The sequence below is a fragment of the Leucobacter sp. 7(1) genome (assembly GCF_900163635.1).
In the GTDB taxonomy this organism is placed as follows: Bacteria; Actinomycetota; Actinomycetes; order Actinomycetales; family Microbacteriaceae; genus Leucobacter.
Window position 1 is genome coordinate 16,727 of the sequence record NZ_FUID01000028.1, and the last position, 17,124, is coordinate 33,850.

Annotated in this window: 14 protein-coding genes; 8 read left to right on the plus strand and 6 right to left on the minus strand. The window is 64.7% G+C overall.

Annotated features, from left to right (window positions below; all coding sequences use genetic code 11):
- Positions 1–125: 125 nt before the first annotated feature.
- Both FM113_RS06745 and FM113_RS06750 read right to left on the minus strand, forming a co-directional pair.
- Positions 126–3,902: an efflux RND transporter permease subunit gene (locus FM113_RS06745; RefSeq protein ID WP_087012830.1), complete on the minus strand. Its 3,777-nt coding sequence runs from the start codon at positions 3,900–3,902 to the stop codon at positions 126–128.
- 180 nt (positions 3,903–4,082) lie between these two features.
- Positions 4,083–4,871 carry an SGNH/GDSL hydrolase family protein gene (locus FM113_RS06750; RefSeq protein WP_087012832.1) on the minus strand — a complete coding sequence of 263 codons (789 nt, stop codon included), beginning with the start codon at positions 4,869–4,871 and terminating at the stop codon, positions 4,083–4,085.
- 99 nt (positions 4,872–4,970) lie between these two features.
- Here FM113_RS06750 and FM113_RS06755 point away from each other — a divergent pair, with 99 nt between their 5' ends.
- From FM113_RS06755 to FM113_RS06780, 6 genes are all read left to right on the plus strand, one after another.
- Positions 4,971–5,600 carry a hypothetical protein gene (locus tag FM113_RS06755; RefSeq protein ID WP_087012834.1) on the plus strand — a complete coding sequence of 210 codons (630 nt, stop codon included), beginning with the start codon at positions 4,971–4,973 and terminating at the stop codon, positions 5,598–5,600.
- A 192-nt stretch (positions 5,601–5,792) separates the two neighbouring features.
- The gene (gene rpmB / locus FM113_RS06760) at positions 5,793–6,029 is read left to right on the plus strand and encodes a 50S ribosomal protein L28 (RefSeq protein WP_087012835.1); all 237 of its coding nucleotides are present in this window, start codon (positions 5,793–5,795) and stop codon (positions 6,027–6,029) included.
- Entirely contained in the window at positions 6,029–6,196 is a 168-nt protein-coding gene (gene rpmG, locus FM113_RS06765; protein WP_087012838.1) for a 50S ribosomal protein L33, read from the plus strand. The genes rpmB and rpmG overlap by 1 nt, the downstream gene beginning before the upstream one ends.
- A gap of 2 nt (positions 6,197–6,198) precedes the next feature.
- Positions 6,199–6,504, plus strand: a complete 306-nt coding sequence (gene rpsN / locus FM113_RS06770) for a 30S ribosomal protein S14 (RefSeq protein WP_087012840.1) — start codon at positions 6,199–6,201, stop codon at positions 6,502–6,504.
- 220 nt (positions 6,505–6,724) lie between these two features.
- A complete protein-coding gene (locus FM113_RS06775; RefSeq protein ID WP_087012842.1) occupies positions 6,725–7,003 on the plus strand; it encodes an HU family DNA-binding protein in 279 nt (92 codons plus the stop codon).
- 107 nt (positions 7,004–7,110) lie between these two features.
- A complete protein-coding gene (locus FM113_RS06780; RefSeq protein WP_087012845.1) occupies positions 7,111–9,102 on the plus strand; it encodes a cytochrome c oxidase assembly protein in 1,992 nt (663 codons plus the stop codon).
- Between the two features lie 22 nt (positions 9,103–9,124).
- On the opposite strand, the gene dcd is transcribed toward FM113_RS06780, so the two are convergent.
- Entirely contained in the window at positions 9,125–9,730 is a 606-nt protein-coding gene (gene dcd / locus FM113_RS06785) for a dCTP deaminase (RefSeq protein WP_087012847.1), read from the minus strand.
- A 248-nt stretch (positions 9,731–9,978) separates the two neighbouring features.
- Here dcd and FM113_RS06790 point away from each other — a divergent pair, with 248 nt between their 5' ends.
- Together FM113_RS06790 and FM113_RS06795 are read left to right on the plus strand one after the other, a co-directional pair.
- Positions 9,979–12,087, plus strand: a complete 2,109-nt coding sequence (locus FM113_RS06790; protein ID WP_087012849.1) for a hydantoinase/oxoprolinase family protein — start codon at positions 9,979–9,981, stop codon at positions 12,085–12,087.
- Positions 12,084–13,856, plus strand: coding sequence for a hydantoinase B/oxoprolinase family protein (locus FM113_RS06795; RefSeq protein WP_217895967.1), 1,773 nt, complete (start codon positions 12,084–12,086; stop codon positions 13,854–13,856). Before FM113_RS06790 ends, FM113_RS06795 begins: the two co-directional genes overlap by 4 nt.
- Here FM113_RS06795 and FM113_RS06800 read toward each other — a convergent pair.
- The 3 genes from FM113_RS06800 to FM113_RS06810 form a co-directional block, all read right to left on the minus strand.
- Positions 13,853–14,575, minus strand: coding sequence for a GntR family transcriptional regulator (locus tag FM113_RS06800; RefSeq protein WP_087012851.1), 723 nt, complete (start codon positions 14,573–14,575; stop codon positions 13,853–13,855). The two genes, FM113_RS06795 and FM113_RS06800, sit on opposite strands and share 4 nt — an antisense overlap.
- A gap of 125 nt (positions 14,576–14,700) precedes the next feature.
- Positions 14,701–15,471, minus strand: a complete 771-nt coding sequence (locus tag FM113_RS06805; protein WP_087012853.1) for an SDR family NAD(P)-dependent oxidoreductase — start codon at positions 15,469–15,471, stop codon at positions 14,701–14,703.
- 18 nt (positions 15,472–15,489) lie between these two features.
- On the minus strand, positions 15,490–17,124 hold the full coding sequence (locus FM113_RS06810) for an NAD(P)/FAD-dependent oxidoreductase (RefSeq protein WP_087012855.1): 1,635 nt from the start codon (positions 17,122–17,124) through the stop codon (positions 15,490–15,492).

Consider the following 17,124-nt stretch of genomic DNA (forward strand, 5'->3'; position numbering starts at 1 on the left):
GCGCCTGCTGTCGCACTGTCGCGGGGTGAAGTGACCCCGCATACCACGCAAGCCGCCCGGGCACCAGATTCGGTGCCCGGACGGCTTCGGGGTGTGGGGTGGGGGCGGCGTCGCCGCCCCCACAGCTACGCGAGCTCGGTGAACTCGGTCGGCTCCTCGGGGTCGCCACCGTCCTTCCGCGCGCGCTTGCGTTCGGCACGCGACGGACGTGGGGTCCGTGCCTGGCCCGTGCCCGCCAGCTGCCGCTGCGTCTCGCGCATGTCCGCGCGTTCCGCCTGCCGCTCGGCACGACGCTCGCGCCGGCCCGCGCGCTTGGCGAGCTTCTTGTCGCGACGACGCTCCACCAGGGTGTAGAGGATCGGCACCAGAATCAGCGTGAGCAGCGTCGAGGAGATGAGCCCGCCGATCACGACGATCGCCAGTGGCTTCGAGATGAACACGCCGCCGCCGGTCAGGCCAAGCGACATCGGGATCAGCGCGAAGATCGTCGCTGCCGCCGTCATGAGGATGGGGCGCAGGCGCAGGCGCGTACCATGTTCCACAGCCTCATCGAGATCCGCGCCCGCGGAGCGGAGTCGGTTCACCAGGTCCATGAGCACGATCGCGTTTGTCACAACGATCCCGATCAGCATCAGGAGACCAATGAGGGCCGGGAGGCCCAGCGGCGTGCCCGTGACGAACAGTCCGAGGATCGCACCGGTTGCCGCGAACGGGATCGATACGAGCAGCACGAACGGGCCGCGGAAGCTCCGGAATGTCGCCACCATGACAAGCAGTACCAGCATGATCGCACCCAGCATCGCGGCACCGAGCTGCGCGAACGCGTCGTCCTGCTCCGCGCTGACGCCACCGAGTTCGAAGCTCACCCCTGCCGGGAGATCTGTTGTTGCGATGGCGCGGTCAATCGCGGCGGATGCCTGATCGAGCTGGCCCTTTTTCGGAGTGACCGTGAGCGCCACCTGGCGTTCGCCGTCGGCCCGGCTGATGACGGGAGCGGTGAGTTCCTCGGAGACCTCCGCGATCGCGCTGAGCGGGATCGCGGTGCCGGTGAGCTCAGTCGCGGCCTTCTGCTCGGCCTCGGCGGCCTGCGCGTCCGCGAGCTGGGTGGCCGCGTCCGTCTGTCCCTGGCGCAGCGCAGCGAGCTGCTCATCCAGCCCCGAGACGCCGCCCTGGGCACCCGCGATCGCCTCTTGCAGGGCGCCGATCTGCTCGGCACGCTCCTGCGTGGCGCGCAGCATCGAGTCGTCCTCGGGGGACAACGGCGGCTCGGGCACGATCGGCGCGGCCATGAGCTGTGCGAGCTGCTCGGACAGCGGCCCGATCTGCGCGGCGAGTTCGCTGCGCTGCGCGGCGGCTTCGTTGATCTGCTGGGTGAGTTCGGCGTTCGCCTTGAGGCGCTGTTCCTCGGCTTCGGCCTTGCCCTTCGCTTCGAGGGCGTCGGCGGCGATCTTCTGTGCCTGCATCGTCTGCTGCGGGGTCACTGGGAGCATGATGTCACCGAGCTGCTCGGCGGTGCGCTCCGTACCCGGGGTGCGCACCACGATGTCGCGGTCGCGCCCCTCCAGCATGATCCGGCCCACGTTCTGGCCCTCAAGCGCCTCGGTCACGGCGCGCGCCACGGACGCGGGATCGAAACCGATGTTCGCGGCCTGCAGCTCGTTCAGGCGCACGCGCACCACGGGCTGTTCGCCCGCGAGCTCACTGGTGACGGACTGCACTCCAGGCTCGTCCGCGAGCTGCTTCTCCAGCTGCTCGCTCGCCGCGCGCAGCGCGGCTGGATCGTTGCCTCGAATCTGGAGGGCGATGCCGGATCCGCCGGCACCGCCGGTAAACGCGTCCTGGGTGAGGAGCTGGACCTCGCCGACGTCTTTCAGCTTGTCGAGCGCGTCTTGCACCTTGTCGCCAACCTGCTCGGCTTCTGCGCCGTCCTCCAGTTGGACGTCATAGGAGAGCTGAGTGGGGGTCCCCGCAACGCTCACGGGAATCGTCGTGATCACATCGCGCACGCCAGGCACCTTGTCAAGCGCGGCTTCGACGGGCTCCGCGAGCGCGACGAGGTCGGTGGTGTTCCCCGTTTCGGGCGGAGATTGCGTGAGCTGGAGGCTTTCGTTTCCGGACGAGCCGAGGAAATCGGTCGGGATCATCGTCGCCATCGCGAGCGTCCCCACCAGGATCAGGCCCGAGGACACCAGGGTGATGACGGGGTGGCGACGCGTGGCGTTGAGCGCGGGCATGATGGTGCGCTGCAGTCGATCCGGGGCGGTATGGATCTCGTCGAGGTCCGAGTGCTCACCCCCATCGGCGATTGCCGGAACCGGACGGCTGAGCTCGATGGTGTCGTCGCTCGCCTCGCCGGAGGTGGCGAGCGTCGGATCCGCCGCGGGATCCAGCGCAGACTCGGCCGCGGGGTTCGCGGGGTTCGCGGCGTCCGCACGCCGCTCCTTGCCGCGAATGAACCAGTACGCGAGCACCGGCACGATCGTGAGCGCCACCACGAGGGAGGCCAGAAGCGCGATCGACACGGTGATCGAGAACGGGCGGAAGAGCTGCCCGGCCATGCCCGACACGAACGCGATGGGCAGGAAGACGGCGACAGTCGTGAGTGTGGACGCGGTGATTGCGCCGGCGACCTGCTTCACCGAGGCGACGACGCCCTCTACCGTGAGGTGCCCCGCGCCGCGACGACGCGAGATGTTCTCGATCACCACGATCGAATCGTCAACCACGCGACCGATCGCGATCGTGAGCGCACTCAGCGTCAGGATGTTCAAGGTGTTGCCGCTCCACCACAGGCCCACCAGGGTGATGAGGAGCGACAGTGGGATTGAGACCGCGGCGATGATCGTTGAACGCCATGAGCCGAGGAACGCGAGGATCACGAGTACCGCGAAGAGCAGCCCAAGGCCGCCCTCGACTGACAGATCGTGGATCGACTGCTCGATGAAGGGGGCCTGGTCAAACAGCGTGACGAACTCGGCCTTCAGGGTGGGTGCGAGACGGTCAAGCTCGGCATTCACCGCGTGGGAGATATCGACAACGTTCGCCCCCTGGCCGGGGGTGATCTGGAGCGTCAGGGCGGGCTTGCCGTTGACGCGGGAGATCGACTCGGCGGGCACGGTCTCGGCATAGACGTCCGCGAAGTCGGAGAGGCTCACCACACCGTTCTCCACGGTCAGCGGGATTGCGGCGATCTCCTCGACGGAGGTCAGGGCGGCGCCGACGGTCACCGAGAGGGGGCCCTCGGGAGAATCAGCCTGTCCGGCCGGAATTGCGGCACCGTGTGATTCGAGTGCGGGAGCAATCTGTGCGGGATCCACCTTCAAACGCGTCACGTCTGCGGGCCGCAGGTCGATCAGGATCCGCTGCTCCTCGCCGCCAGCGAGCGTCACCTTCTGCACGCCGTTGACACCTTGCAAGGCCGGGACTACGGTCTGGGCAAGCGCATCACTGAACGCGTCGTGGTCGCCGGAGGTGCCCGCGCTGAGCACCATCGCGGGCATGTCATCGGCACCGCCCGAGAAGACCGTGACCTCGGTGCCCTGCGGGAAGGTGGGCTTCAGCGCCTCCGCCGCGGCACGGATCTTCGGCAGAGTCTCCTCATCGCCGTCGAACGGCCACTCGACCATGATGTCCGCGGCACCACTCGAGGTTGTTGAGGTCACCCGCGTGATCCCCGGCACCGCACTGAGCGCTTGCTCTGTAGGTTCGGTGACGGCGCGGGAGAGCTCCTCCGGTGCCAGGCCGGGCGACTGCACGGACACAAATGCCATGGGCACCTGCATCGAGGGCATCAGCTCTTGCTTGAGCGAACTCATCGAGAAGAGGCCGAGCACCGCAACGGCGAGGGTGATGAGCCCCACGATCAGCCGGTTGGCGAGACTCGTACGGGTGAGGAAGGACATGGTGCCTTTCGGTGTGGGCCTCGAAGCGCGACGGGGACCGCGCGGATGCGGCTCGCTCAAGGCATGACAAAACGGTCGATTGTTCCAGTGTTGTCGGCCCGTGAACCGGGCGCATCATCCCCTGGTACGACACGTGTCATCCCCTGGGATGAACATGGGGCGGCGGTGGCCGCGCACCCGCTAGCTTGTGTGGCGCGGCTCCACCCAGCTCCAGCTCGCAAACTTGGCGGATCGCCCGTCGCCGCTTGACCGGCCGGTGAGGCGTCGCTGCACCCACGGGACCACGTGCTCGCGGGTGTATCGGAGCTGATCGCGGGCGGAGGGGGCGGGAACGGCCGCGGCCTCCATCACCCAGTCCTCAGGGGCGGCATAGCCCAGCGTGCGCAGGACGTTCGCGGCGACCCGGTGGTGGCCCACCGGCGCGAGGTGCAGACGGTCGTGGGACCAGTACTGACGCCCCGCGAGATCGGCGTCCGCCCAGTTGTTTGTGTATCGGATGCCGAGGCGTTCTGCGATCCCGCCTGCCACGCGTGCGAGCTCGTCTCCCTTCGCACGCACGCGCCCACCTCCGGGCAGCCCGCCGGTCGGGTTGGCACCCGCGAGCAGCAGCGGTTCGGCACCGGCGTCCTGCATCCGGCGCAGTGCCGACTCGGTCTCGGCGGCGATCCAGGCCAGGTCGGTGCCGGGGCGCAGCATGTCATTGCCGCCGCCATTGAAGCTGACGAGCGTGGGGGCGAGGGCCAGCGCCGGATCGAGTTGCTCGGCAATGATCGGTCCCAGGAGGCGGCCGCGGATTGCCAGATTCGCGTACTGCACGGGAGCGCCCGTGGCGTCGGCGAGTCCCTGCGCCACAAGGTCCGCCCAGCCGCGTACCGAACCGTCGGGCCGCTCGTCGCCAACCCCTTCGGTGAAACTATCGCCAATCGCGACATACCGGATCGCGGCCCGAGGCTCCTGCGTTGCTGCCATGCGCACAGCCTATTCGCACGGCCCGAACACAGGGAAGTGGCGGGGTCGAATGCGGCACCTGTTCGGGGAACGCGCTGCACAGCGTGCGAGGATGGGGCCATGGACTGGACGCAGCATCGCTTGTACGGAATCGTCGTCGGCGCCGTGCTGGGGGCGCTACTCGGTGCCATCCTCTGGTCGTTTGGGACCGGTTCTCGGATGGGGCCGTGGGTGACGCTCCTGTTGCTCGGTGCGGTGATCGCGAACCTTGTCGTGTCGCAGCGCATGAACGCCGCCATCGACCGGACAGTTGTGCAGCGCGCACAGGCGATGGCGGCCGGGCAGGTCCCCGGCGAGCCCGCGCCGGCACGGGTGCATCGGGTGTACGGCCGACCGCTCGCGCAGTCCGCAACGATGCTGTGGCCCGGAACCCCGGAGCCCGCACGCCTTGCGCTGCTGCACGTCTTGCCTGCGCAGGGTGCCCCGCGGAGCGTGTACGCCGTGGTTCCGTCGCGCTACGGCCTCACCCGTGGCACCCCTGCGGCGGTCGTATTGGATCCCGCATACCCCGACATTGCCGTGTTTGATGATCGCGCGCCGGTCGAGACCCTGGCTGCGATTGGTGCGGACCCACGCTGGCTGACGGAGCGCGTGCCGTCGATGTTCACTCGCCAGGGCGGTCTCGGGACACTGCTCGCGAGCGTCGGCGGGCTCCTCTTCGCCGCGCTGCTCGGGGCGATTCTGCACTAGTCACTTACGCCAACACGCCCGGCTTGCGACTGAGTGCCGAGGCGGGTAGACTTTCCCCTTGGCTGTGCGCCGTCCCAGTGCACAGACCGCGGGGGAGCAAGGCTCGCTGCGAATCACTTCGCGTGCGCGTGCCCTCGCAGACAAGAAATCTTGGGTGAGGCCGTCCGGTCTCACGGTATGAGAGGAAACATCATGGCAGCAGTGTGCCAGGTGACCGGAGCCGTTCCCGGCTTTGGACACAACATTTCGCACTCGCACCGTCGCACCAAGCGTCGGTTCGATCCGAACATCCAGAAGAAGACCTACTTCGTGCCCTCGCTCGGCCGCAAGGTGACGCTCACCCTGTCGGCTAAGGGCATCAAGGTCATCGATGCCCGTGGCATCGAGTCCGTCGTTGCTGATCTGCAGAAGCGTGGGGTGAAGATCTAATGGCTAAGGATAAGGACGTACGTCCGATTATCAAGCTTCGTTCGACGGCAGGTACCGGTTACACGTACGTGACCAAGAAGAACCGTCGCAACACCCCCGACCGCCTCGTGCTGAAGAAGTACGATCCCGTGGTCCGTAAGCACGTTGATTTCCGAGAGGAGCGTTAAACATGGCTAAGAAGAGCATGATTGCAAAGAACAAGCAGCGTCAGGTCATCGTTGAGCGCTACGCCGCGAAGCGCCTCGAGCTGAAGAAGGCCCTCGTCGACCCGAACGGGACCGAAGAGAGCCGCGAAGCTGCACGTGTTGGCCTGCAGAAGCTGCCCCGCAACGCGTCGCCCGTGCGCGTGCGGAGCCGCGACGTCATCGACGGCCGTCCCCGTGGCGTCCTGTCGAAGTTCGGTGTTTCCCGTGTGCGCTTCCGCGACATGGCACACCGTGGCGAGCTGCCCGGCATCACCAAGTCGAGCTGGTAACAGCGGACTCTCAGCGGGCGCGAATCCTTCGGGGTTCGCGCCCGCTTTTGCGTTCCCTGACGACACGCCGCGCGGAATTGCCGCGGGAAGATCCGCAGAAAACCGCCAAACTGAGGTAGATTCGTAGCGATCAACCGATCGGACCCTCCAAATCGGTGGGGACACCTGAACCAGATCAGGGGCTCGGCCATTTGCTGTCGTCGCCCTGGAAGGACACAACATGGCACTCAACAAGACCGAGCTTGTCGCGAAGATCGCCGCTGAGACCGGCCAGAGCCAGGCCGCAGTTTCCAGCGTGCTGGACGGGCTGTTCGCTGCTGTCTCCGAGACCGTCGCCGGTGGCGAGAAGGTTTCGATCCCCGGCTGGATCTCGTTCGAGACCGCAACCACGGCTGCACGTACGGGCCGCAACCCCCGCACGGGCGAGACCATCGATATCCCCGCGGGCAAGCGCGTCAAGGTGTCGGTCGGCTCGAAGCTGAAGGCTGCCGTGAAGTAATTTCACCCACCGTACAGACACCCCCGGCGCCTCGGCGCCGGGGGTGTCTGTGTCTGAGCCGTAGCGTGCTGATCTGATGCACATCGACCAGGCCGTAGGCTAGGTGCGTGCCTCGTTCTCTCCGTGTATTCGCCCCTGCTCTCCTCCTCGCGGCGACAATCGCCGCGTTGTTCCTTGGGCTCGCGATCGGCGGAGCAGCCAACGAGCGCGCACTCGCTGATCCGGGCACGTTTGTGCGATACGCGGTGCCCCTGACTCGGACCCTCGTGAACGTGGCGATGGCGGGGCTGATCGGTTCGGTTGTCATGGCGATCTGGGCGCTCGCGAGCGACCGCGCCGAGGCGCGAACCGCCCTCGATGTGGCGGCCGGATCCGCAGCAATGCTGACCGTGGCCAGCGCCGCGACGCTGCTTGTGACGTATGTGGATCTTTCCGGCCTCCCGTTCTCTGGAGATGCGGCCTTCGGTGCCGGACTGGCACAGTTCGTCACGGAGATTGAGCTGGGTCGGCTCTGGTTGATTGAGCTGCTGCTCGCTGCCGCGACGACAGTGATGGCCTTCGCGATCCGGGACCGACGCCTCACTCTGCTCGTGTTGCTCGCCGCCCTGGCAACAACGCTGCCGCTCGCGCTGCAGGGGCACGCCGCGGGCTCCTCAAACCACAGTCAGGCCGTGAACTCGTTGCTGGTGCACCTGATCGGGGCTTCGGTCTGGTTGGGTGGGCTCCTCACGCTTGTGTTCCTCGCCCGCGTTGTTGACAGGCAACGCCTCTCCGTGCTGACCGCCAGGTATTCCACGCTGGCCCTGTTTGCGTTTGTGGGTGTCGCGGCCTCCGGCGTTGTCAGCGGCTGGATGCGCGTCGGAAACCTGGATGCGCTGTTCGGCACCGGCTACGGCCAGTTGCTGATGTGGAAGACGGGGGCACTCCTGGCCCTGGGCGTGTTCGGCGCGATCCAGCGCACGCGACTGATCCCGCGCATCGCTGACTCCGTCGCCGGCCAACGCGCCTTCATCTGGTTTGTGCTCGCGGAACTCGCCGTGATGGGCCTGGCGAGCGGCATCGCCGGGGCGCTCGGTCGCACCGCGACACCCGTCTCGTTCGAACCCGCGCGCGATCAGGGCGGGGACATCAGCCCCGCGGAGTGGCTCACCGGGGATCCGCTGCCGCCTGAGCTCACCCCGATGAGCTACCTTACGGAATGGAAGTTCGACCTCGCCTGGGTGCTCGTGTGCGTCTTCGGCCTGGCGCTCTACATCGCGGGTGTAGTCCGCCTCAAACGGCGTGGGGACTCCTGGCCCATCGGGCGCACGATCGCGTGGTTCCTGGGCCTGCTCGGACTGTTCTACACGACGAACGGTGCGCTCAACGCGTACGAGCAGTACCTGTTCAGCGTGCACATGCTCGGCCACATGATGTTGACGATGTTGATCCCGCTGCTCCTCGTGCTCGGGGCACCGATCACGCTCGCGCTGCGCACAATCGAGAAGCGCACGGACGGGTCCTGGGGTGGGCGTGAGTGGATCATGTGGGCGATCCAGACGCCGTACTCCAAGGTGATCACGCACCCGGCCGTTGCGGCAGTGGTGTTCGCCGGATCGCTGTGGGTGTTCTACTTCACGCCGATCGCGCGCTGGGCAGCCTCCGAGCACCTGGGGCACCAGTGGATGATCATTCACTTCCTGATCGCCGGGTACCTCTTCAGCCTGTCCATGATCGGTGTCGACCCGGTCCCGTATCGTTTCCCATACCCGCTGCGACTCGTCACGCTGTTCGCGACGATGGCCTCTCACGCCTTCTTTGGGGTCACGATCATGACCGGCGACGGGCTGATGCTCGCCGACTGGTACGGTGCGATGGGCCGGACCTGGGGCGCGATCCCGATCGAGGATCAAGCCGCAGGCGGTGGCATCGCCTGGGGCATCGGCGAGCTTCCGACGCTCGCGCTTGCCCTCGTGGTCGCAGTGCAGTGGTCGCGTAGCGACACGAAGGAGCAGAAGCGCAAGGACCGGGCCGCGGATCGCTCAGGCGAGGCCGAGCTGCACGCCTACAACGACATGCTCGCGGCACAGGCGGCGCGTGACTCGAAGGCGACGCGCTAGCGGGTGTGACCCGCCGCGAGCGCTACGCGCCGGGGGCGCCCGCCGCCGTCGACGTCACATCGGCGCGGTGGAAGTTCTGGAACGAGCGCGAGGCCGTCGGGCCGCGCTGGCCCAGGTAACGTGAGAACGTCGCGCCCGCACCGTAGGGGCGATCGGACGGTGACGTCAGGCGGAAGAAGCAGAGCTGCCCGATCTTCATGCCGGGCCACAGCCGGATTGGCAGCGTCGCGACGTTCGAGAGTTCCAGCGTGACGTGGCCCTCAAAGCCGGGGTCGATGAAGCCGGCGGTCGAGTGCGTCAGCAGTCCGAGGCGGCCGAGCGAACTCTTGCCTTCGAGGCGTGCCGCGATGTCATCGGGAAGTCCCACCTGCTCGTAGGTCGAGCCGAGGACAAACTCGCCGGGGTGGAGGATGAAACCCTCCTCAGGGTCAACCTCAATGAGGCGGGTCAGCTCCGGCTGCTCCTCGGACGGGTCGATGACCGCGTACTTGTGGTTGTCGAAGAGGCGGAAGTAGCGGTCAAGCCGCACGTCAACACTCGACGGCTGCACCATCGAGGCCTCGCTCGGGGAGAGGGTGATTCGGCCGGACTCGAGTTCGGCATTGATGTCACGATCTGAAAGCAGCACAGTGTCGATTCTAGCTCGCATAGAGCGCCATCGATACGTGGGTGGTGCCTGGGAGCCGCCGTGAGCCAGCAGTGTAGATCGGGGGGGGGTGACGAAGTTGGAGCCGTGCCTCGGACTGGCATCCGGGTGATTCAATATGAGACAGTGTGCGCACATACCGCTGAGAACCCTGTCTGGCGAGAATACGCTGTGGTTTCCGCAGACGATGAGGTCGCTGATGATCTCACGTATCCAGACAAGGAGCAGACGTGTATCGAGTCTCAGTGGACACCGGCGGGACCTTCACAGATGTGGTTGTTCGCGACCCAGACAACAAGGTGTATATGTCGAAGGCGTTGACAACGCGCGACCGCGCGTACCGTGCGATTGCGCACGGCCTCGAAGACATTGCCGGCAGGATCGGGCTGAGCGTTGAAGCTCTCATTCGGAGTTCAGCCCAGATTAACTACGGAACGACGCGTTCAACGAACCTTGTGGTGACCGGGCAGTCGGCGCGCACCGCCCTGTTCACAACCGCTGGCTTCCCCGACGTGCTGCTCTTGCGCGAGGGTGGAAAACCGGACCCGTTTCGGCGGCTGCATTACCGCAGGGCCTTTGTGCCGCGCTATCTAACATTTGAGATTGCAGAGCGGGTGACGAGCGACGGCGAGGTGTATCTCCCCCTCGATGAATTGACGGTGATCGCAGCACTTCGAGCCTGCCGTGAGGCAGACGTTGAGGCGATTGCGGTGTGCTTGCTCTGGTCGATTGCCTCCCCCCTGCACGAGCTTCGTATCGGAGAACTCATTAGTGAGCACCTGCCGGGTGTGCCGTTCACCCTGTCGCACCAGGTGAACCCGAGCATCCGCGAATATCGCCGTGCCTCAGCTACGGCGATCGATGCGTCGCTGAAGCCGGCGATGCAGCAGTTCTTTGCTGATCTCGAGCATGATCTTGACGAGGCGGGCTTCGCAGGAACGCTTCTCATCTCTACCTCATACGGCGGTGGGTGGCACGCCGACCGGATCTCGGAGCAGCCCGTCTACTCGATTGGCTCGGGTCCGTCGATGGCACCGCTCGCTGCGATCGACGTTGCGGATCGGAATCTTCCCGGCGGCGCAGCTGGTCACACGATTTTGGTGACAGACATGGGCGGGACGACCTTCGATCTTGCCGTGGTGGAGCACGGAGAGATTGCGCGCACCAACGACACCTGGCTTGGTGGGAAGTGGGTGGGCGATATCACCGGCACCCGATCGGTTGATATTGAGAGCATCGGCGCGGGTGGCGGGTCAGTGGTGTGGGTCGATGGCGGTGGAATGATGCGAGTTGGGCCGCTGAGCGCCGGCTCCGAGCCGGGGCCCGTCTGCTATGGACGCGGCGGGAGCGAACCGACTGTGACGGATGCGGCGCTCGTCCTCGGGTATCTGGACTCCTCAAACTTTCTCGGCGGCCGCCTCGCTCTCGACATCGATGGCGCAAGGGCTGCGCTGCGCGAGATCGGGGAACAGACGAGCATGTCCGTCGAGGAAGCGGCCCGAGCTGCGCTGCACATATCCGTTGACAACATCGTGACGGCGATTCGGGAGAAGACCGTCGCGCGTGGGATCGATGCGCGCGAACTCGTCGTTGTTGCTGGCGGTGGGGCCTCGGGACTCACTCTGGGATTGATTGCGCGCGAGCTCGGAGCTGGTGCCGTGATTCTTCCTAAAGCGGCCGGGGCCATGAGCGCATACGGCGCGCTGGGGTCTGACATCGTGAGTGAGTTCGATGTCCCCACCTTCATGAGCACCGATCAGGCCGAGTTCACGGTCGACAACAACGCGGTCGGTAGCGTTGGCGACTCAGCGAGCGAGTTCTTTGCGACGCTCGACGCTCAGACTATTGCAGCAGCGACGACCGATTACTACATGCAGGCGCGGTACCCGATGCAAGCTTGGGAACTCACAATCACACTCGGGAGTAAGTCGGAGCTGAGCCAGCTGGATGCCGCGGCGATCGAGGACGCCTTCCACCGCGAGCATGAACGCGTCTTTGGGGTTCATGAGCCGGGCGAACACGTTGAGATCATTTCGTGGGGGGCGCGAGCCAGAGTGCGTGTCTTGGCAGGAGCGGCGGAGAACAGATTCGTCTCGGCGACTGGGGACGCCGCTGCGGTGTCAAGACCAGCGTATTTCGAGGGTCTTGGATGGCAGGACACCCCGGTCTTTGATGCGGCGGACGTGCAGACTCGTGGCAGCGTCGCCGGCCCAGCGATCATTCGGGAAGACATCACCACCATCGTGATCTACCCGGAACAAACACTCGAAGTCCTACCCTCTGGTGACTACAGACTTACTGCCCAGTCCCACACCGATCGAACAGGAGATCAGTCATGAGCCAGGTGTACGAAACAGACATAGTCGAGATGTCCGTCATTGCGAACCGTCTCGACGGGATCGTTCGAGAGATGGAAAACACGCTGTTGCGTGCGGGCCGCTCGGCTGTGCTGAATATGGCGCGTGATTTCTCGTGCAGCATCATCACCGGCGACAACCGCCTGCTTGCCACGGCTGAGGGCTTGCCGGTGCACGTTATCGGCAGCGACCGGCTCGGGCAGGCGATGACCGAGATCCATCCCGACCTTCGCGAGGGTGACGCGTTCTTGCACAACGACCCCTACGCGGGGAATACACACGCGGCGGACCACACCTTGCTCGTACCGGTGTTCGTCGGGGGCAAGCACATGTTCACGGCGCTCGCGAAGGCGCACCAAGCGGATATCGGTAACTCCGTTCCGACCACCTACATGCCATTCGCGCGCGACGTATATGAGGAGGGCGCTCTGGTGTTCAGGGCGACTCAGGTGCAGCGTGACTTTAGCGATATCGAGGACATCATCACAATGTGCCGAAACCGGATCCGGGTTCCTGGGCAGTGGTACGGCGACTATCTCGCGATGGTGGGGGCCGCGCGCATCGGCGAGCGGGGCCTTCAGGAGTTGACGAACAAGTATGGCGCGGACCGTATTGGGGCTTTCATCGATGATTGGTTCGACTATTCGGAACTGCTCATGCGCGACACGATCGGGCAGATGGCCCCGGGGCGGGCTCAGGGAACAGGGGTGCACGACCCTGTCGGAGACCTCGCACCTGACGGCGTACCGATCAATGTGACCGTTGACGTGCTCCCAACTGAAGGACGCATCGTCATCGATCTGCGCGACAATATCGATTGTGTTGACGGCGGGATCAACGAGTCAGAGACGTGCGCGATCAACAACTCGATGACGGGCGTACTGAACTGTCTTGACGCGTCTGTTCCACGCAACGCGGGAAGCTTTCGGTGCATCGAAGTGCTGCTTCGCGACAACTGCATCGTCGGGCGGCCGAAATTCCCGCACTCGACGTCCGTCGCAACGACGAACATCGGAGAGCGCTTGGTGATGACAACGCAGCGTATTATCGCTGAGCAGTGGCCGGGACAGGGACAAGCAGAGGGATCGAGTGGTCTGGGCGCCGGGTTCGCCGTGGTGTCGGGGAAGGATCATCGCGGAGGCGAGCCGGTTGACTACATTAACCAGCTGTTTCTCGGGAGCCAAGGCGGGCCTGCGAGTCCGGGGCACGACGGGTGGCTGACGTACGGAAACTCGGTGACGAATGGCCTTATGCTGCGCGACAGCGTTGAAGTCGACGAGCAGAAGTACCCGCTTCACGTGCGTCAGCTACGCGTCCGTCCGGACTCTGGGGGGGCGGGAGAGTGGCGCGGTGCCCCTGGGACAATCCTCGAGTACGGACCCTCACACGCTCCACTCACCGCGTACTACGTTACGGACGGCAGCGTGAATCCGCCACGCGGTGTAGTCGGTGGGGGGGATGCTGCGGCATCAGAGCCCTACATCGTGACCGCGTCTGGCGACATTGCGGATGCCCCATTGATCGGCAGCATCGGCCTCGGAGCAGGCGAGTTTTTGGGGCATCGGTTGAGCGGTGGAGGCGGATATGGGGACCCGTTCAAACGGGCAGCCGCAGAAGTTCGCGCTGACGTTTTGGCTGGATACGTGAGCTTCGCCGGTGCCCGTCGTGACTATGGGGTCGTGTTCGTCGCCGACGTAATGTCGCACGAGCTACAGGTCGACGAGGAGGCTACGGTCCAGCTGCGAGGCTAGTCCTGCTCGCGAAGCCCGTGGGTCGCGCCGTCGACAAGACCGGTGCCTGAGAACCGCTTGGTGTATTCGAGGACCGCAAGTTGGCTCGCGTGCTCAATGTGTCGAACCGAGAGCGCTCGAGCGGCTCCGGGGTTGCGATCGCGTGCGGCAGCGTTGGCGATCGCGACGATCTCGGGGTATGAAATGCTCACGCGGACGGGATCCACGAAGGAAAAATGACGGAAGATTCCAATCCGTGCGTGGATCCCGGCCAGCTGACTCGTCAGTACCGGGTTGCCGGCGCCATCGAGGAGTAACCGGTAGAACTCGTTTTTGCTCTCCCCGCGGCTCTCGAGCGTGCCGTGCAGATACCTCTGCTCCATACCGGACACCAGCTCAAGCATCTCGCGTGCCTGCTCAGCAGTGGCGCGGCGAGCAAAAAACTCGGCGGCGAGCCCCTCAAGTTCTTGGCGCACCTCGTAGAGGGCCTCGATGTCAGCGGGGGTGAGCACCGTGACCATCGGTCCGTGGCCGGGGCGGACCGTCACAAGGGCTTCAGACTCGAGCTGCCGAAGGACCTCGCGAATGACGGTGCGCGAGACCGCATACCGGTCGCACAGCGCCTTCTCGTATAGCCGTTCGCCCGGCGCGAGTGCGCCGTCAATAATCTCGGTGCGGATCGCATCGGCAACCTGCTCCCGGAGCGGGGCTGCGTGGCGTGTCACCATGGTGCCCGACATAATTCCACTTTCTGTCCTGAGATCGACCAGTCATAGCGGTCGTGCTCTTTCAACTACAATCCTAAAGACTTCGGCGACGGGTCGCACATGACGTCGCCGAAGCATATCTGAGAAAGAGTGACGCGCTATCTGGCGGTGTACCCGCCGTCAACTGGGAGGGCAACCCCGGTCACCCAGCTTGATTCGTCGGACGCAAGGAACAGGACGGCGTAGGCGACGTCCTCGGGGCGGCCGAGCCGCTTCAGTGACTGATTCGCCGTCATGTGACGCTCGTATGCGGGCAGGCCGCCCGCATACGCCGCAGCAACGCCCTCGACTAGCGGGGTGAGCACGGTGCTGGGGTGCACCGAGTTCACACGGATATTGTGCACACCATAGCTCGCGGCGTCCTGTTTGGTCATCATCGTGACCGCTCCCTTCGCGACGTGATACGGGGAATACTCGTCGTTCCCGATCAAACCGTAGATCGAGGAGAAGTTCACGATGCTGCCTGCCCGGCTCGCGATCATGTGCGGGACGACGTGCTTCGTGAGAAAGAACACCCCTTTGACATCGATGGCAAAGAGCGCGTCCCACTCGGCCTCGGTGACCTCGTGGGTTTGTTTATCTGGACCGATAACGCCGGCGCAATTCACCAACACGTCGATGCGCTCCCACTGCCTGATCACCCGCGCCACCGTGTCCGAGACCTGTGCTTCGTCTGAAACGTTCAGTGGAATGAACGCGGCCTGGCCGCCAGCTGCGTTGATTGCGTCTGCGACTTTCTGTCCCTCGGCCGTATTGACATCAGTGAGGACGACTTTGGCGCCCTCGGCCGCGAACAGCTCAGCGGTTGCTCGGCCCATGCCCATCGCGGCTCCGGTGATAAGTGCCGTTTTGCCAACCAGTCTTCCCAATGCTCTCCTCCTCCGTGCCTAAGCGCTGACCGGCGAGGTCTGGAACTGGAATGTCGGGTACCCGGCCTCGGCCTCGGCGCGACAGAAGTCCTGGTAGGTTCCGTGACCGCCCATGTACACATTGACTTCCTCGCGCTTGCCAGGAATGTTGTCTCCCATGAACCAGGCTCCGGCCTTTTTGCCCTCCTCGTACATCACCGTTGCCTTCGCCGCGCGTTCAGTCTCATCCCGCCATGTCTCCTCCGACTCCGGAGTAGCCTCCAGCCGGTCGATGCCGCTCTCCTTGGCCCACATGAGGAAGCTCTGAAGCCACTGCGCGCCCATCTGGATCGGGACGACGAGGTTGGCGTATGGGGTCTGCACTCCGAGTGACATGAAAAAGTTCGGGAAGCCGTGGACTGAAATTCCCAGGTTCGACTTGAGGCCTTCGTCCGCCCACTTCTCGCTGAGCGTGCGGCCGTCACGCCCGACGATGTCGATTGCCGTGAGTGTGCCAGTCATCGCGTCGAAGCCCGTCGCGAAGATAAGGACGTCAAGCTCATACTCCGTGCCATCAACGACCACACCGCGCTCGGTGATTTCGGTGATTGGGGTCGCGAGTGTGTCTACGAGGCGGACAGTATCGAGGTTGAACGTCGAGTAGTAATTGTGACCGGTGGGCACGCGCTTCCCGTTAAAGCTGTAAGTCTTGGGGCATAGCAGCTCGGCGGTCTCGGGGTCCTGCACCGTCTCGCGGATCTTTCCGCGGATGAATTCAGCTGCGAGCTCGCTGGCCTCCGGGTCCGAAGCGAGGTCGGTGAAGCACTCGTTCGCAAAGTGGAAGCCTCCCTCATTCCACTTGCTTTCGAAAATCCGCTGCCGTTCCTCTGCGCTGACCTCGAGCGCGCTGTACTCGGCTGGTTCCATCGCCACAGCGAAGGGGTGTCTTGCGGCTTTCTCGAAGATCGCGTCGTAATTGTCGCGCAGGTGCTGCATCTGATCGGCTGTCACAGCGTCGTTCGAGGTCTCGACGATGTAGTTGGGGGTGCGCTGGAACACCACGAACTCCTTCGCCTGCGGGGCCACCACGGGAACAATCTGAATTCCTGACGCACCAAGCCCGATGATGCCGACGCGCTTGCCCGAAAAGTCGACGCCTTCACGTGGCCACCGTGCCGCGTGGTACTTCTCGCCCGCGAAGGAATCGAGACCGGTAATCGCGGGGAAGACTGGCTGAGAGAGCACCCCCATGCCGCTGATGAGGAACCTCGTCGAGACCGTCCTGCCATCGCGGTAGCTCACCTCCCATAGATTCTCAGTCTCGCGGTACACCGCGCGTTCAACAAAGGTGTTGAGCTCAATGTCGTTGCGTAGATCGAGGTGATCCGCAACGAAGTTCAGGTAGGCGAGGACCTCTTCTCCAGAGGGGTAGCGCTGCTTCCACACCCACTCCTCACGAACTGCCTGGGAAAAGGAGAAGGAGTAGTAGCTGTATTCGCTGTCGGTGCGGACGCCCGGGTACCTATTGATCCACCACGTGCCGCCGATACCGTCGGCGCCGTCAATGACATGCGTCTTCAGGCCGGCTTCGCGCAGGTGGTGGAGCATCGCGAGACCGGAGAAGCCGGCACCAATGACCAGGGCGTCGTAGTCGGTGGGAGTGCTGTGTGACAT

What these genes read in the sequence shown, in the direction of transcription:
- FM113_RS06750 (WP_087012832.1), bottom strand. Translation starts at nt 4,871, where the DNA reads ATGGCAGCAACGCAGGAGCCTCGGGCCGCGATCCGGTATGTCGCGATT.
- FM113_RS06755 (WP_087012834.1), top strand. Translation starts at nt 4,971, where the DNA reads ATGGACTGGACGCAGCATCGCTTGTACGGAATCGTCGTCGGCGCCGTG.
- FM113_RS06745 (WP_087012830.1), bottom strand. Translation starts at nt 3,902, where the DNA reads ATGTCCTTCCTCACCCGTACGAGTCTCGCCAACCGGCTGATCGTGGGG.
- FM113_RS06775 (WP_087012842.1), top strand. Translation starts at nt 6,725, where the DNA reads ATGGCACTCAACAAGACCGAGCTTGTCGCGAAGATCGCCGCTGAGACC.
- rpsN (WP_087012840.1), top strand. Translation starts at nt 6,199, where the DNA reads ATGGCTAAGAAGAGCATGATTGCAAAGAACAAGCAGCGTCAGGTCATC.
- rpmB (WP_087012835.1), top strand. Translation starts at nt 5,793, where the DNA reads ATGGCAGCAGTGTGCCAGGTGACCGGAGCCGTTCCCGGCTTTGGACAC.
- FM113_RS06800 (WP_087012851.1), bottom strand. Translation starts at nt 14,575, where the DNA reads ATGTCGGGCACCATGGTGACACGCCACGCAGCCCCGCTCCGGGAGCAG.
- rpmG (WP_087012838.1), top strand. Translation starts at nt 6,029, where the DNA reads ATGGCTAAGGATAAGGACGTACGTCCGATTATCAAGCTTCGTTCGACG.
- FM113_RS06795 (WP_217895967.1), top strand. Translation starts at nt 12,084, where the DNA reads ATGAGCCAGGTGTACGAAACAGACATAGTCGAGATGTCCGTCATTGCG.
- FM113_RS06810 (WP_087012855.1), bottom strand. Translation starts at nt 17,124, where the DNA reads ATGTCACACAGCACTCCCACCGACTACGACGCCCTGGTCATTGGTGCC.